The sequence below is a fragment of the Sunxiuqinia sp. sy24 genome (assembly GCF_052677165.1).
Genome location: NZ_JBQYLH010000024.1, coordinates 42,203 through 58,269, shown reverse-complemented (window position 1 = coordinate 58,269; position 16,067 = coordinate 42,203). Strand labels below are relative to the sequence as shown.

At 42.6% G+C, this 16,067-nt stretch carries 14 protein-coding genes; 7 read left to right on the top strand and 7 right to left on the bottom strand.

Features of this window, described 5'->3' with window-relative positions; all coding sequences use genetic code 11:
- The 3 genes from ACUNWA_RS17645 to ACUNWA_RS17635 form a co-directional block, all read left to right on the top strand.
- Nucleotides 1-1,249: HYR domain-containing protein (locus ACUNWA_RS17645; protein ID WP_445593245.1), on the top strand; the 1,249-nt coding region annotated here is incomplete at its 5' end.
- 514 nt (nucleotides 1,250-1,763) lie between these two features.
- The gene (locus tag ACUNWA_RS17640) at nucleotides 1,764-1,886 is read left to right on the top strand and encodes a DUF4861 family protein (protein ID WP_445593244.1); all 123 of its coding nucleotides are present in this window, start codon (nucleotides 1,764-1,766) and stop codon (nucleotides 1,884-1,886) included.
- 506 nt (nucleotides 1,887-2,392) lie between these two features.
- A complete protein-coding gene (locus ACUNWA_RS17635; protein ID WP_445593246.1) occupies nucleotides 2,393-2,902 on the top strand; it encodes a glutamine amidotransferase-related protein in 510 nt (169 codons plus the stop codon).
- A gap of 3 nt (nucleotides 2,903-2,905) precedes the next feature.
- On the opposite strand, the gene ACUNWA_RS17630 is transcribed toward ACUNWA_RS17635, so the two are convergent.
- The 6 genes from ACUNWA_RS17630 to sucC form a co-directional block, all read right to left on the bottom strand.
- Entirely contained in the window at nucleotides 2,906-3,484 is a 579-nt protein-coding gene (locus ACUNWA_RS17630; protein WP_445593243.1) for a chemotaxis protein CheB, read from the bottom strand.
- A complete protein-coding gene (locus ACUNWA_RS17625; protein ID WP_445593242.1) occupies nucleotides 3,477-4,322 on the bottom strand; it encodes a CheR family methyltransferase in 846 nt (281 codons plus the stop codon). Before ACUNWA_RS17625 ends, ACUNWA_RS17630 begins: the two co-directional genes overlap by 8 nt.
- Complete coding sequence (locus tag ACUNWA_RS17620) at nucleotides 4,306-5,928, bottom strand: response regulator (RefSeq protein ID WP_445593241.1); 1,623 nt, start codon at nucleotides 5,926-5,928, stop codon at nucleotides 4,306-4,308. Before ACUNWA_RS17620 ends, ACUNWA_RS17625 begins: the two co-directional genes overlap by 17 nt.
- A gap of 85 nt (nucleotides 5,929-6,013) precedes the next feature.
- On the bottom strand, nucleotides 6,014-9,811 hold the full coding sequence (locus ACUNWA_RS17615; RefSeq protein ID WP_445593240.1) for a response regulator: 3,798 nt from the start codon (nucleotides 9,809-9,811) through the stop codon (nucleotides 6,014-6,016).
- A gap of 459 nt (nucleotides 9,812-10,270) precedes the next feature.
- Nucleotides 10,271-11,152: a succinate--CoA ligase subunit alpha gene (gene sucD, locus ACUNWA_RS17610; RefSeq protein WP_445593239.1), complete on the bottom strand. Its 882-nt coding sequence runs from the start codon at nucleotides 11,150-11,152 to the stop codon at nucleotides 10,271-10,273.
- A gap of 11 nt (nucleotides 11,153-11,163) precedes the next feature.
- Complete coding sequence (sucC, locus tag ACUNWA_RS17605) at nucleotides 11,164-12,306, bottom strand: ADP-forming succinate--CoA ligase subunit beta (RefSeq protein ID WP_445593238.1); 1,143 nt, start codon at nucleotides 12,304-12,306, stop codon at nucleotides 11,164-11,166.
- A 469-nt stretch (nucleotides 12,307-12,775) separates the two neighbouring features.
- Between sucC and ACUNWA_RS17600 the strand changes: the two genes are divergently transcribed.
- The 4 genes from ACUNWA_RS17600 (at nucleotide 12,776) to ACUNWA_RS17585 (ending at nucleotide 15,749) form a co-directional block, all read left to right on the top strand.
- The gene (locus tag ACUNWA_RS17600; protein ID WP_445593237.1) at nucleotides 12,776-13,396 is read left to right on the top strand and encodes an SIS domain-containing protein; all 621 of its coding nucleotides are present in this window, start codon (nucleotides 12,776-12,778) and stop codon (nucleotides 13,394-13,396) included.
- A 3-nt stretch (nucleotides 13,397-13,399) separates the two neighbouring features.
- A complete protein-coding gene (locus tag ACUNWA_RS17595; protein WP_445593236.1) occupies nucleotides 13,400-13,942 on the top strand; it encodes a hydrolase in 543 nt (180 codons plus the stop codon).
- Between the two features lie 123 nt (nucleotides 13,943-14,065).
- On the top strand, nucleotides 14,066-15,193 hold the full coding sequence (locus ACUNWA_RS17590) for a glycosyltransferase family 4 protein (protein WP_445593235.1): 1,128 nt from the start codon (nucleotides 14,066-14,068) through the stop codon (nucleotides 15,191-15,193).
- A complete protein-coding gene (locus ACUNWA_RS17585) occupies nucleotides 15,186-15,749 on the top strand; it encodes an L-threonylcarbamoyladenylate synthase (protein ID WP_445593234.1) in 564 nt (187 codons plus the stop codon). Before ACUNWA_RS17590 ends, ACUNWA_RS17585 begins: the two co-directional genes overlap by 8 nt.
- A 49-nt stretch (nucleotides 15,750-15,798) precedes the next feature.
- Here the strand turns inward: ACUNWA_RS17585 and ACUNWA_RS17580 are convergent, their stop codons facing one another.
- On the bottom strand, nucleotides 15,799-15,936 hold the full coding sequence (locus tag ACUNWA_RS17580) for a hypothetical protein (RefSeq protein WP_445593233.1): 138 nt from the start codon (nucleotides 15,934-15,936) through the stop codon (nucleotides 15,799-15,801).
- Nucleotides 15,937-16,067 lie beyond the last annotated feature (131 nt).

Genomic DNA, 16,067 nt, shown 5'->3' with positions numbered 1-16,067 from the left:
CGGCGATGTTACAATTACCTATTCCGATTCATCAACGCCTGGTTGCGGCAATACCGAGACCATTACCCGTACGTGGACGGCAGAAGATGAATGTGGTAACACTGCCAGCTGTGTTCAGATAATCACGGTAGTTGATACAACACCGCCAACAATTACGTGTCCTGCTGATCAGGCACTGGCTTGTGATGAATTACCAAGCTTAGTTACTCCAACTGCCACTGATAATTGCGACGATAATGTTGCAGTTACCTGGACTCGTTCTGATGGCGCAAGCGGACTGAACGATGCCGTTCAGCCGGGAGCAACTGTAATCGTAACCTTTACCGCTACCGATGATTGTGGTAACTCAACAAGCTGTACAACAACGTTGACAGCCGAAGAGTGCGGACCGCATATCTTCCCGACAGGAACCGAGTGTTACAACTACAACAACTGTCCGGATGAAACACTTGATACGTACAACCTGGATTACATCTGTGTTCGTACGGATAAGGATGATATCATCAGCAAATCGGTACCAGGTGCCATGATTTATTTCACACACCTGACTTTACCGGCTGGTGACTCTGAAATTGAGGTTAAACAGGCTAATGACTGTGGATTGACTGCTTTCAATACCATAAGTCTGGATGTTAAACTTTATGATAGCAATTGTAACAGAGTGTCCGACGGGGTTTCAGCTTTAGAATCTGGTGGTGTCGTAACCATCAATGTGACCGGAGCTGCGGCTGGTGATTATGTACTGTATGTGAAGTACGATCCGAAGACGATCGTTGGTCAAACATTAGCGAACTGGACAAGTAGCTCGTCATGTGAATATGTGTTCACAACTGAAATTGATGGAAGCTACGCAATTGGCAGTTATGGTACGCTTGAACTTCGTTCTTGCAATAGTCCTGCAAGGTATACCATTGTGGATTGCCAAGCTCCTTCTATTGGATCTGTAGCAATTCAGGAATCAGAGTCTCTCACCACATTGAGCCTGAAGTCTACCAATTTGAAAGTCTACCCTAATCCATTCAGCGAGACGGTAACTTTCGAATTTACAACCCACAGCAACGCGCATGCTACTTTAGAAATCACCAATTTACTTGGCCAAAAGGTAGCAACATTGCTCGATGGCCCGGTTGAAGGAGGCGTGCAGAACAGGCTTGAATACACTCCTGTAAATGAAACACCCGAAATGTTAATTTACAGGTTGATTATCAACGAAAGCGTTCAAACAGGTCGCCTAATTTACCAAAAATAGAAAAGTAATGCACTGAAAACTTGTTTGAACACATGCTAATACGACCTGCTTTAAACCAGGTAGATTTGGGTAACATTAGTTAGACCAACCCAAAATGAAGGGGCTGAATTCGAATGGAATCAGCCCCTTCTATTTTTTTAGTGTCTGATTATAAGGTAGAAATCAAACTCCACCAAAAAGCTTATCCTTTTTCAAATAATGCAGCCCGGTTTCAAAGTCAACAAATTCCCTTCTTCATTCTCTTTTCAATAACTGCAAATCACGATCTTCTCATCTGTATGTAATTTCATCGGTGATATTTCTATTCTTGTTATTCGAAACAATAATCAGCAATTCGTTATGAAAGCATTATTCGCCTTATTTTTTATCGCACGAATTGGGTTGCAGGCAACTGTATAGAACAAAACAACTGCTAGTTTATATTGGGAAAATCAGCCCAGGAAAGTGACCACGATTGAGTCTGAGACTGGTGATTTATACCAAAACGTTGGCTATCACGGGCCAGTAGTAGAAAATGAATGGCTGGGCAGCCGATCAGTATAACGCCGGACAAACGGTTGGACTCGGAGGCGTTCGCTTATGGGACGGCCAGCAAGTTGTTTTCCTTAACCGGTCAGCAAACGAACCGCACGGGTAAAAAAAGAAGCCAATCAATCGTATATGGAGATGCTTTCAGAGAACGTACCATACAAAGGCTACAGCATTGATGTACTGGTCCGGTAACACTCTATTCAGACCTGTGCGAAGCCAAGGTTGAAACTTTCGCTTTTAACTCTGAATCCGTTCAATTTACCCCCGGCATCAACTATCAAGAAGGCCCCGCCACCAAAGAAGGCGATGACTATCTTACCACTTGGGGCTTGCATCCAGAGGATGTTGCTGCTTTCCAAGTGAACATCAGAGCGGCAATCTTGTATAATCCAAATGACTTCACGCAAACACAAAAGACCGATACGGAATATGCATGGATTCTCAAACCGACCAACTAGCTGTCAACTTGAATTACATCGGCCTGCGAAAAAGAAAAGGATTTTGACAACATGGAAGATTTCATCGATTACCTTGAAAAATTATAGCTTCCAAAATCCTGCTTCGAGCAAAATTTTTTGCATTGATAGCAACCAAACAACGCGTTATAATTGAATAAAAGCACAACGGATTCATTGCCCTCAGCATGTCCCTGTTCAAGGACTTGGCTCGATTGAAAACTGGATCAGAGACCAGGAGTATCAACTGACTTTTACCCGATTTTTCGAGAACGACTACCAACCCTCCCGGCTCAATCCGTTCGATTGGTTTATTGTGATGGGCAGCCCCTTGGGAGTTGATGATGGTACGTATCCCTGGTTTAAAGTCGAAAAGGACTTTCTGAAAGAAGCAATTACTGCTAACAAAGTCGGCCTGAGAATCTGTCTGGGCTCACAACTTATTGCCAGCGCCTTAGGATGCAAAACATTCAGAAACAGGCACAAGAGAATTACGCCCCACTCATTGCAAGGTATGCTGAAAGCAGGCGAAAGTGAATTAATAAAAAATACCTATATTCAAAACAAACAGGAAACTCTGACAGACCAAGATACCATGAAGAACAACAATCTCTTACTCATTCTATCGTTCAACAAACTCGAAGGACGTACATTTGCCAATGACTAAAGGTTAATTGTCGGTACCTTCTGAATAGGCCAGCTCAATAAGCTTATCGGCAATATCTTCAAGGTCGAGCCTGATTTCAGGCTTGGCAATTTTTAAAGCAAACCGAGGCATAATAGGCGAAATAGCATGGCAAGGGTTTTGAATTACGGTTTTACCTCCGAAACTTTTAATAGTCTTCATTCCATTAGCGCCATCCGAATTGGCTCCGGTAAGAATCACGGCGATAAGTTCACGTTTGTAAGCCCAGGCAGCCGATTCGAAAAGAATGTCGATAGAGGGTCGCGAGTAATTCAGCTTTTCGTCTGTTGACAACGAAAACATCAAATCATCCTCAATCAGCAAGTGATAATTGGGCGGAGCAAAATAAACCTGTCCCGGCAAAATAGGCTCATTACTTTCGGCTTCTTTTACATGTAGCGGACAAAGCTCATTCAAAAGCCGAATAAATACATCGTTGTTGTGATCGCCAATATGCAAGACTATAATTACTGGTAAGGGAAAACCCTTCTCCAATCGTGGAAGAATAACCTTCAGGGCCTCGAGTCCGCCATAGGAAGTACCAATAACGATTGCTTTATACATCCAACTTCTTTTTAAAAATCTTTTGTTTGTCATCAAGGGTACTAAACTGATTCTCAACCTTGGAAAATTTCAGACTCTCTTTAGTCCCCAAACATAAATAGCCTGAAGGAACCAGACTTTCAGACAAAAGATTCAACACTTTATCTTGAAGTATTTTATCAAAATAGATCAATACATTACGACACATGACCAGGTTCACTTCAGCAAATACGCCATCAGTCACCAGGTTATGATCGGCAAAAACAATCCGGCTCGAAAGCTCTTTATTAAGCATAACTGAACCATACATTGAATTGTAATAATCGGATAACTTTCCCTTTCCGCCGGAAAGCCGGTAATTGCGTTCGTACAGCTCCATGTCCGTTTTCTGATAAACCCCCTCTTTGGCTATTTCCAGCACTTTGCGGTTAAAATCGGTTGCATAAAACTGACATCGATCCAGCAATCCTTCCTCCTGCAACAAAATAGCAAGCGAATAAACTTCCTCACCTGTTGCACATCCGGCATGCCACACTTTAAAATAAGTGTAGGTTTTAAGTTTCGGAATAATGTTTTCGCGAAACGACCGGTAAAATTCCGGATCGCGAAACATCTCTGTCACATTGATCGATAAATCTTCCAGAAAATCTCTGAAAAAATCCGGATCCCGCAAAACTTTGCTCTGCAATTCAGACACCGTTTCCAAGCGACTTAAGCCCAACCTGTTTAAAACCCGCCGGCGAATATGAGCTTTGCTGTAATTTCGAAAATCATATCCATACTTCTGAAAAATACCCTCCAACAGCAGATTCAACTCAATCGTCAACAAATCAGCATTTGAATCATTGTATGCACTCATGTTCCGGTTGATTCTTTTTAATTTTCGTTTGAATAACTTCCTGCAATACCGTCAAAAGATCTTTTTCAGAAAAAGGCTTACTCAAAAAGTTATTCATCCCGGCCAAAAGACAATCCTTTTGCTCCTCAACCAACGAATTTGCCGTTACGGCTGTAATGTAAACCGGATGTTTAACCAGCTTGTCCTTATCCATCACCCGTATCATTCTTGTTGCCTGAATACCATTAAGTACTGGCATTTGCATATCCATAAGAATTAAATCATAAGCTGAATCCTGGTGCATAGCGACCGCTTCCTCTCCGTTGTTTGCAACATCGCACGCATAGCCTAATTGCCTCAGGGTAAGCTCACAAACCCGTTGATTAATGGCATTATCCTCTGCGAGTAGGATACGCAAATCGTGATGATGATGAATCTGTTGCGTTTTCTTCTCTTCCAATTGTTGGGAGGCCTCTTTTAACGGAAGGCGGAACCAAAACTCAGATCCCTGACCAATTTCACTATTCACATTAATTTCGCCATTCATCAAACACACTAAATTCTGAGAAATAGCCAAGCCCAGTCCTGTTCCTCCATATTTACGCGTAATGGATGTTTCGGATTGGGAAAATTCTTTAAACAACATCAATTTACCTTCCTCCGAAATTCCAATACCGGTATCAATTACCCGAAATAAAACACGAGTCATTGACTCATGCCGATCCACCAGCTCGATATGGATTTCAACTTTCCCTTGATGCGTAAACTTGATGGCGTTGTTGACCAGATTCATCAAAATTTGGTTGATGCGCAACGGATCGCCACAAAGAAATTCCGGAACATCTTCAGCAATTGAATAATTGAACTTGATCCCTTTTTCAATCGCTTTGAACTTCATCAATTGAAAGACGTTTTCAACTAATTCCTGTAATTTGAAATCGATGGTTTCAAACTGAATTTGACCAGATTCTATTTTTGAGAAATCGAGAATATCATTGATGATCATCAATAAGTTTTCACCCGAGTTGGTGACAATATTGAGTAGCTCTTTCTGATCATCGGTTAATTCTGATTTTTGCAGCAATTTCGAAATTCCAATCACCCCGTTAAGTGGCGTGCGTATTTCATGCGACATGTTGGCTAAAAACATGGACTTGGTGCGAGTCGCTTCTTCGGCTTTATCTTTAGCAATTTTCAGATTCAAATTGGCCTGCTCCATTTCGGCTAGCAAATAATCCAGTTTAGCACGCTGTAGGTATAAATCAAGAAAAACCCGGACTTTACCTTTTAAAATGTCCGGAATGATAGGTTTGGGAATAAAGTCCACCGCACCGGTTTCAATTCCTTTAATAATGTGCAAATCGCTTTGATGGATTGCCGAAACAAATATGACCGGAAGGTACTTGGTTTTCTTGCGCTGACGCATCATCTCCAATGTTTCATAGCCATTCATCCCTGGCATCTGCACATCGAGTATCACAAGGGCAAATTCTTCCTTGATACTTAATTTCAATGCCTCTTCACCCGAAAAAGCCCGAAATAACTCAATATCAAAGTCCTCAAGAACAGCCTCCAGGCTAATCAAATTCTCGACCAGATCGTCAACAATCAGTATTTTTGGTTTCATTTATTGCATTTACAATTTTTCTTCAATTCACTACGTCGCTTCAGCTGCAAACCCTTATTCATCATTAGCTTAACCGTTCACCAATTCAATTTTTATAGAGCCATATTTTGAGCATAGAAAATAATTTATTCTCATCCAATGGCTTTGATAAATAATCATTCGCTCCGTTTTTCAACGCATTCTCATGATCTTCTTTCATGGCTTTGGCTGTCAGACAAATGATTGGGATATCTTTTATTCCAGGTGTGCCACGGATGATGCGCATAGCTTCATAACCATCCATAACAGGCATCATGACATCCATTAAAATAAGATCAACCTGTGGGTTTTCGTTCAGTAAATCAAGAGCCGCTTGTCCGTTCTCGGCATCGACTACCTCAATCTCCCGCTCTTCAAGAATTTGCCCCAAAGCAAATACATTTCGGATATCGTCATCAACCACCATTATCTTTTTCCCTTTGAAAAGCGTTTCCTCATTAATTAGGGCCAGATTTACTTTTTTGCCAAGTATTCGTTTCGAAACCTGATGTAAAAACAGGGTGACTTCATCCATCAGTCGTTCGTCGGATTTAATACCTTTCAGAATAATGGTATCCGTGTATGCATTCAATTCCCTAATTTCATTTTGTGACATATCCTTTCCGGTATATACAATCACTTTAGGAATATCAATCTTGCTGTCTTTAAGCTTTTCAAGCAGCTCTTTCCCTGAGTAATCGGGTAATCCCAAATCCAGAATGATACAGTCAAACTTCTCGCGACATAGAATCTCAAAAGCTTCATTTGCCATCTCGGCCTCACGGATTTCAAGATTGAGATCAAACAACATCGTCTTGATAACACTACGCGTCAAAATGTTATCCTCAACAATCAGCATTTTTTTCACAGGCGTCGAGAAATGACTTTCCAGCGTTTTTAGCGCATCGGCAAACTCAATTGTTTCAAGAGTTTTTAGCTCTCCTTGCTCTTCCGATTCGTTGTAATCAATGGGGGTAATCACATGAACCGGCAGTTTCCCAATCATGCGGTGCTCTTTCAACTTTTGATAGTTGGAATCCATGCTGTTTGCAAATTCGACGGCCAGCATAATGGCTTTAGGATGAAATTTCTCGGCCAGAATAATTCCATCCGAAATGTTAGCCGCTGCAATGACATGGAAACCCTTTGTCCGGATTTGTTGCAAGAATTTCTCAGCTTGCGGCTTAGATGGATGAATAACCAGCACCGTCTGCCCGTTCAAGCTATTATTTCGATCATCATCAATAAAAGGAACAAGAACCGGATCGTGTTCAGCGCTTGCAAGCTGATCGTGTGTTTCTCGAGTCGTGTTACCTCTCAGCTCTTTGGTTTGAACGGAGGTCTCCTGCTCCGGAATCACTTCAGTGCCGGAGTTCTTCGGCAAATAAACGTAGAAAGCCGATCCCTTGCCAACCTGACTTTCAAGTTGAATTTCGCCATTCAGCATGTTGATTAATTCGCGGGAGATTGATAAGCCCAAACCCGTTCCTCCAAATTTTCGGGAAATACTGCCATCAGCCTGTTGGAAGGCTTCAAATATAGCTTCCAATTTCTCTGCTGGAATTCCGACTCCGGTATCCGAAACCTTGATACAGCAGGTATTTTCATGCTGAAGTTCGGGAGATCGGAAAACCGTTTCCTGAGGTGTTAACAAAAAGTCGACCGCTACAGTCCCTTGGCTGGTAAACTTAAAGGCATTGGACAACAGATTTTTCAAGACCTGCATTAGTCGATGCCTGTCTGTTTGTATTTGTTGCGGAAAGCCATTTTCAACCCCCACCTCAAAAGCCAATTTTTTATCTTCTGCTGTTGCTTTGAAACTCATCACAACCTCGTCCTTAAGATCGATTGTTTGAACAAAATCCATATCGATCGTCATCTTTCCAGCCTCGATTTTCGATAAATCAAGCACTTCATTGATCAGGTGCAATAAATCGGCCCCACTCTTATGAATGATTTTTGCTGATTGTATTTGATCCTCCGTCAGGTTACCCTTCTTGTTGGCTGACAACAGGCTTGATAAGATCAGTAAGCTGTTCAACGGGGTTCGTAATTCGTGCGACATATTAGCCAAGAACTCTGACTTATATTGACTTGCCAACTGCAACTCTTTTGCTTTGGTTTCCAGTCTATCGTGCGCATCAGTCAATTCGTCATTTTGAGTACTGATACTTTCTTTTTGAATCTCCAATTGACGAGTCCGCTCTTCGAGTTCCTCATTGGCTACCCGCAGCTCTTCCTGTTGAACTTGTAACTTTTTCTCATTCTCAGTCAACACCTCGGTATGCTCAAGCAACTCTTCGTTAGCCACCCGAAGTTCCTCCTGCTGAACCTGAAGCTCACTGGCCTGGTCCTGAGTCTTCTGCAACAGTTCGTTGGTTTTTAGCACATTCTCTGATAAATTGAGGTAGATGGCAAGAATTTCAGACGCTTCGTTCAGGAATTCCAGTTCGAATGTCGTAAACTCCGTCAGCGAGGATAATTCAAGAATCCCAATTAGTTTCTCATTAAAAAGTAGTGGCGTAACAATGATTTGTTTGGGTTTAAACTCTCCCGACGACGAATACGTAACATACGATTCATCCGAAATATCGTTTAAGCTTACCATTTGTTTGGAAGAGGCCACCTGCCCAATAATCCCTTCATCAAGTTTTATCCGGTTTTTCAGTTTACTGGGATCGAAGCCAGAAGAGCTCAACAATTTCAAAAACTTATAATCCGGGTCATACATATGAATACTCCCTAACTGAGAATGTAAAAATTCCATCATAAAAGCAAGAGCTTGTGACGAAATTTCAGTCGGGTTCAGGTTCCCCCGCAGCTTCTCATTGATGGAATTAATACCTGCCGTAAACCACGAATCTTTTTCTGTTCTTTCATGTGATTCTTTAAGTTCACCCACCATTTTATTTAGGGCAATACTTAACTCATCCTGGTCTGATCTCGGCACAATTTGGCTACTATAATCGCCATCAGCAACTTCTTTCGTGTAATTGATTACTTCCCTTAGTCCGTATTGAATTTCCCGGAATGAATTAGCCAGCTCTCCAATCTCATTATCGGTATCAATTGAAAGTTCAGCTGTCAGATTCCCTTTTGCAATGACAGCAAATTTATCAACCATTTCGTGTACAGGGGAGGTAATCGACCGGCTAATCAGTTCAGAAATCAGAAAGACTATAATAATCAGCATAAAGACAATTAAAACAATACCTACGAGTAGCAGGTTATTTGTCACCTTACTTAGGGAAGAAATGGCTCTGGCAAAATCGTCATAATAGACTTTCATCTGCTCTAATTCTTTAGCGATCTTCTCGTCAACTTTAGCGACAGAGCTGCTATTATAGGCTAAAACTTCATTTTTTATTTTCTCTCCTTGCTCATAAACGATATCCGTAATTTGCTGAGCCTCATCCATCTTCTCGAGATCCAGCAATAAGAGTAATTTAATCCGGCTAGCCATCAAAACAGCATTTGACCGATCACCACTATAAGCCTCTCTGTAGCTATTAAAAAGAGTATCAACAAATTCTTCATTGGGTAGTTGAGCTAACTGCTCAATGACAGCGAAGTTCAGTGCCATCTGGTTGGCAGCTTCCATTTTAGCGACTGCCTTATCCCGCCATTCTTCATCATTCGAAATCTGGTAGCGATAAAAATCCTCAATACCTTCATGAAACACATTGTTATGTACTCGCTCCGCATTAATCATCAGATTAAGTGTTTTACCCGTGTTGTAAAAGAAGTTGGATACAAAGCCTAAAACGATCAAACTAAGGATAGAAAAAAGACTTAAAATCCGGAGTTTATTCCGGAGCTTCAGCCCACTGAAGTTAACCATGGTGATTTGGATTATTTTTCCCAAAAATAGGAAATGATTGTTAAGTCAAATCATACTTTATGAAATTGTTTAAGTGAGTTATCAAATGTCAGTTTACTAAAGCGAATACCTAACTGGCAAGCTCAAAAAGCAACAATCCACATAAAACGCTATACATCAAGATATTTACTCTTAGCAAAACAATCAGCTTAAGCAAAAACACACCAAAACCAAGCATGAACTGCCCCCTCTTCTTTTCCCAAAAAATTTAGGGTCAATGATCACGTCATCAGCTTATTTAGTAAAAATAGGCTGCGATCCTACTTCTGTTGTCCTCCTGAAACTATACTTTAAACCTCCAAAGTCTGTTTAAAGTATAGTTTTCATTTCTGGTTATCTGACATCTTCTGGATACCTGGTTACCCTACTTACTTCGCCAACTTAGATACCGGCTATCCACTTTTTAGAAACAAAAGATCCTGCTTTGGAGCGGGATTTTTTGTTTTATGCATTGACCTTAGCCAACTTTTCTTGTAGCAATCCGGGAATCTCTGAGGGCTCTTTGGCTACCGGCACATTGGCTTTGGCAAAAGCCTTAATCTTTTCTTCCGCCGTTCCTGAGCCACTGGAAATTATAGCTCCGGCATGTCCCATTCGCTTTCCGGGCGGCGCCGTTTGTCCGGCAATAAACGACACCACCGGCTTAGTCATGTGCTTGGCGATGTACTCGGCAGCCTGCTCTTCGGCATCGCCACCAATTTCACCAATCAGCACCACAGCTTCGGTTTCCGGATCGTTTTCATACATTTCAAGCAAATCAATATAGTACAATCCAGCGACGGGATCTCCCCCAATGCCAACCACTGTGCTCTGTCCCATATCATTCATGGTCAACATATTCACCACCTCATAGGTTAAAGTACCACTACGCGACATCAATCCAATGTTTCCTTTTTTGAAAATCATCCCCGGCAAAATGCCAATTAGCGCTTCATCGGGTGTAATCAATCCCGGGCAGTTGGGCCCAATCAATTTGGTTCCGTTGCGTTCAATAACGGAAGTCACCCGAATCATATCCTGAATAGGCACCCCTTCAGAAATGGCCACCACCAATTCGACTCCTGCATAAGAAGCTTCCAGAATGGCATCGGCAGCAAAGGGAGCCGGTACAAATATAATCGAGGTATTAGCTCCTGTTTGTTTAACGGCCTCAGCAACGGTGTCAAAAACAGGAATCCCATCAACCACTTGTCCGCCTTTTCCGGGCGAAGTTCCGGCTACAATATTAGTTCCATATGCTTTCATCCGGCCGGCATGAAATTGTCCGTCACGGCCGGTAATTCCCTGCACCAGTAGTTTTGTATCTTTATTTACGAGAATACTCATTGCTTCAATTTTTATGATTCCTGAACTCGACTTAACTCAATAGCCTTCTTGGCTGCTTCGCTCATGGTTTGCACCGTTGGCAATCCTTTTTCTTTCAATAAGGCCAGCCCTTCCTTGGCATTAGTACCTGACAAACGCACCACGATCGGCATCTTCGACCCAATGGTGTCCAGCGCTTCAATCAAGCCACGGGCCACATCATCACAACGGGTAATTCCCCCAAAAATATTAATCATTACTGCCTTTACATTCTTATCCGAAATCAGGATATTCATGGCGTCCACCACTTTTTGCGGGTTAGAGCTTCCGCCAATATCCAAAAAGTTGGCAGGTTCGCCACCATACAGCTTAATCATGTCCATAGTAGCCATGGCCAGTCCGGCACCATTCACCATACAGCCAATGTTTCCATCGAGTTTCACATAGGACAAGCCTTTTTCATGCGCATCAATTTCTTTAAGTTCATCCTCATCGGCTTCGCGCATAGCTTCAATTTCAGGTTGACGATACAGCGCGTTATCATCAAAATTCATTTTACCATCAATCGCCCATATTTTATGATCGGGAGTCAGCACCAAGGGGTTAATTTCTGCAATTGTAGCATCCGTTTCGACAAATAAAGTATACAACTTCTGAAGAATGTCGGCTGCTTTTCGGGCCAATTTAACATCGCCAAACAACTGCATACCAATCGCACGGGCCTGGAAATCCAGCAAGCCAGTCAGTGGATCAATGGGAAACTTATGAATCAGTTCCGGCGTTTTTTTAGCCACTTCTTCAATTTCCACTCCTCCTTCGGCACTCGCCATGAGGGTCACCGACTTGGTATTTCGATCATTAATAAGACCAACGTAAAATTCCTTTTCAATGTCGACCGCATCAGCCAGCAAAATTTTCTCCACAATTAAGCCTTTGATGTCCATCCCCAGAATCTGAGAAGCTGCATCCACCGCCTCCTTTTTGTTGTTAGCCAGTTTCACTCCGCCGGCTTTTCCGCGTCCGCCAACGAGCACCTGCGCTTTTACGACAACCAGGCCGTCTTTCTTTGCCATTGCTTTTTCTACTTCCTCAACCGAATGGCAAAGCACATCGTTCGGTACCGGAAGGTCGTATTTCTTGAAGATTTCCCGGGCTTGATATTCGTGTATCTTCATAAAGTATTTATTAAAAAAGGTTAGAAAATTCTAGTCTGGTTTAAATGTATCAAAATATCCAGAGGCATGGAAGTATTTCACTCATAGTCCCAAGCTATTTTAAAACATATAAACACCCGCATTACTGAATTGTTTGTACCAAATTCCCAAAGCGACACAATCGGTTACTGGCTGCTCAATCCCTACGAAAACAGGACTGAGCCAGGAACCAGAAATGTGACTTATTTCATTCTTATAAATAATTTTTCGGATTAAAATGAAGATTAAAGAACCGGACAAAACACAGAAATACCGGCCTCCATACAAATTGATCGAACAAAAATTTCTCTTCAAAATTGGAGATGATCCTTAAAAGTGTCAGGGTCATTGGCAAAAGCTAAAAATAACTGTAATTTTGGGCGCACAGATTTTACGAGCTCAAAACCATGAGCTTTTCAGATTAATAAACGCCAACGGACAAGATAAAAAAATGAAAGAGGAAGTTATTCAACTTATCAAACAGGAAGCTGAAGCGATTGCAAAAATTCCTGTAACCGACCAATATGAGGAAGCAATCCGGATCATTGAGGAACGCGTTCATCAAAATAAAGGCAAGCTGGTAGCCAGCGGTATGGGCAAAGCAGGACAAATTGCTTTAAACATTGCTACGACCTTTAGTTCGACCGGTACACCGGCTGTTTTTTTGCATCCCAGCGATGCTCAACATGGCGACCTTGGCGTTGTTCAACCCAACGATGTCTTGTTGTTAATTTCCAACTCCGGAAAAACACGCGAAATCGTCGAGCTGGTCAACCTGGCTGATAACCTTTACGAAAACATTCCAATCCTGGTGATTACCGGAAACCCCGACAGCGAATTGGCTCAACTGGCCAATGCCGTTCTTGCCACAGGCAATCCGGATGAAGTATGCACGCTGGGATTGACACCCAGTACTTCCACCACGACCATGACCGTCATTGGCGATATTCTGGTGGTGCTGATGATGAAAAAAATTGGATTTACAAACGAAGATTACGCTAAGCGCCACCACGGTGGCTATTTGGGAGACAAATCCCGCACACAGGCTCGTCTTCTTCAAAATAAGAAATAAACCATGCGCATTACACGAGAAAATACTGTCGGTTTAGTAATCGACATTCAGGAGAAACTGGTACCCGCAATGGCTGAAAAGGAAACCTTAACGGCAAATTGCAAAATTTTGATCGAAGGTTTGCAAACCCTTCAAATTCCATTGCTGGTCACCCAGCAATACACCAAAGGACTGGGAGAAACCATCCCTGAAATCAGCACCCTCATTCCGGATTTTTCTCCGATTGAGAAACGCGATTTCAGCTGCTGCGACGAAATAGCAGTAAGCGAACAACTGAAGGCTCAAGCTGCCAAAAATGTAATCATTTGTGGAATTGAAAGTCATGTGTGCGTATTACAAACGGCCATCGACCTGAAAGAATCGGGCTACACTCCGGTAGTGGTGATGGATTGTGTCTCCTCACGTTCATTGGATGATATGGACTTAGCGGCTGAGCGTTTCCGCTACGAAGGCATTCTCATGACTTCGTATGAATCGATTTTGTTTGAACTAACCCGCTCGGCTGCTGCGGCTGAATTTCGGACGATTTCAAAATTGGTTAAATAAAACCATTCCGAAACAAACTCTAATTAACAGAGCAATAATACATAAGCCGGAGAGATTAACATTTCCGGCTTTTTTAATGCAAAAAAAACACCAACTCACAGGCGATTTTGTATTTTTAGGCACATGGATTACAGACTCAATATTGGCTTCGATGCGAAAAGGGCATTTCTGAATGATGCCGGACTTGGGCACTTCAGCCGAAACACCATCCTTTCCCTATCGGGGTTCTATCCAGAGAACAACTACTTTCTGTTTACTCCCAGCGAAGAGCCGGATCGATTTCTGGCTCCTGAAAACTCAACCATCATTCACCCCACCAATGCTTGGTGGCGAATGGTCAAACCTTGGTGGCGAACGTATAAAATTACCTCGCTCGCCCAAGCGGCTGAGCTGGATATTTACCATGGCCTGAGCAATGAGTTACCCCATGGAATAGAACAAACCGATATTAAACGTGTGGTCACCATACACGACCTCATTTTTATGCGATTTCCGGAATTTTATAAAACGGCCGACCGTAAAATCTACCTGCGAAAGGTGAAACACGCCTGCCAGGCAGCCGACAAAATCATTGCCATCAGTGAGCAAACCAAACAGGATTTGATCCAATTCATTGGGGCAAACCCAGCGAAAATAAAAGTCATCTACCAGGCTATTAACCCAATTTATTTCAAGAAAGCATCAGCGGAAGACTTGCAGGATACCCAAAAGCGATTAGCCCTTCCACCCCATTTCATGCTAACCGTGGGCACACTTGAAGCCCGAAAAAATCTAGGGTCCATACTAAAAGCTATCGACAAACTTAAGAGCAACACCCCACTGGTGGTCATCGGTAAGAAAACAAATTACCTGCACCACCTGAAGCCATTGATTCAGAAGTTGGGTGATCAACTTATTTTTCTTCATGAGGTGGATGATGCCGATCTGAGTAGACTTTACCAGTTGGCCAAATTGACGATCTACCCTTCGGTTTTTGAAGGTTTTGGCTTACCCATTGCCGAAGCGCAAGCCTGCGGCTGTCCGGTGATCACCTCCAATATCAGCAGTATGCCGGAAGCAGGAGGCGATGGCGCACACTATATTCAGCCCAAAAAACCCAAGGAAATCAGCCAGGCCATCCAACAAATCAGCGAAGATGTCAACTACCGTGACATCCTGATTTTAAAAGGCCAGCTAAACGCCGAACGCTTTACGACAAAAGCTTATGCCCAACAATTGATGACCCTTTACAATAAATTACACCATGCATAACGACTTAAAAAAAGCACTTGAAGTGCTACAAAACGGAGGAATTATTCTGTACCCCACCGACACTATTTGGGGAATAGGCTGCGACGCCACCAACGAACAAGCGGTTGCGCGTATCTACCAACTCAAAAAACGGGAAGACTCCAAAAGCATGCTAGTACTCATGGAAAATATTAATTTTTTGAGTCGCTATGTAGAAGAAGTACCCGAAATTGCCTATGATTTAATTGAAGTGAGCGACAAACCGCTGACCATCATCTATCCGGCCGCTAAAAATCTGGCTAAAAACCTGGTGGCTGAAGACGGCAGCATTGGCATACGAGTAACGACCGAAGATTTTACCCGCCAGTTGATTCAGCGTTTCAAAAAACCACTGGTTTCTACTTCAGCAAACATCAGCGGGCAAAGTTCGCCTGCCTTTTTTGATGAGATTAGCCCCGAGATTATCGATGCGGTCGATTATGTGGTGGAATACCGCCAGGATGACCTCACTCCCCAAAGCCCATCAGGCATCATTAAGCTTGGTATTGGCGGCGAGATTCAGATTTTAAGGAAATAGACTACGGACAGCCACTAAGGATTCGAGCCTTTTAAAATGCCTTGAATCCTTAGCCTGCGTCATCAGAACGGCAGAACAGGTAAATAACGACACCCAACCACACTTCGTCTATTCTCCCCAGGTTCAAGTCCGAATATTCCGGGTATCTTCTGCGTTGCTTCTGGGTATCTTCTGGGTATATAAACATTCAAAATACCCTGAATCAACATTGAAAATTCGCAGCATATCCGAAGATGGTCTTATTTTAAGAGCCGTCTACCTCAGCCCTAAGTTCCTTTGCAATTGTGGGTAGATAAAACTTAAGGAGCTCAATAGAAT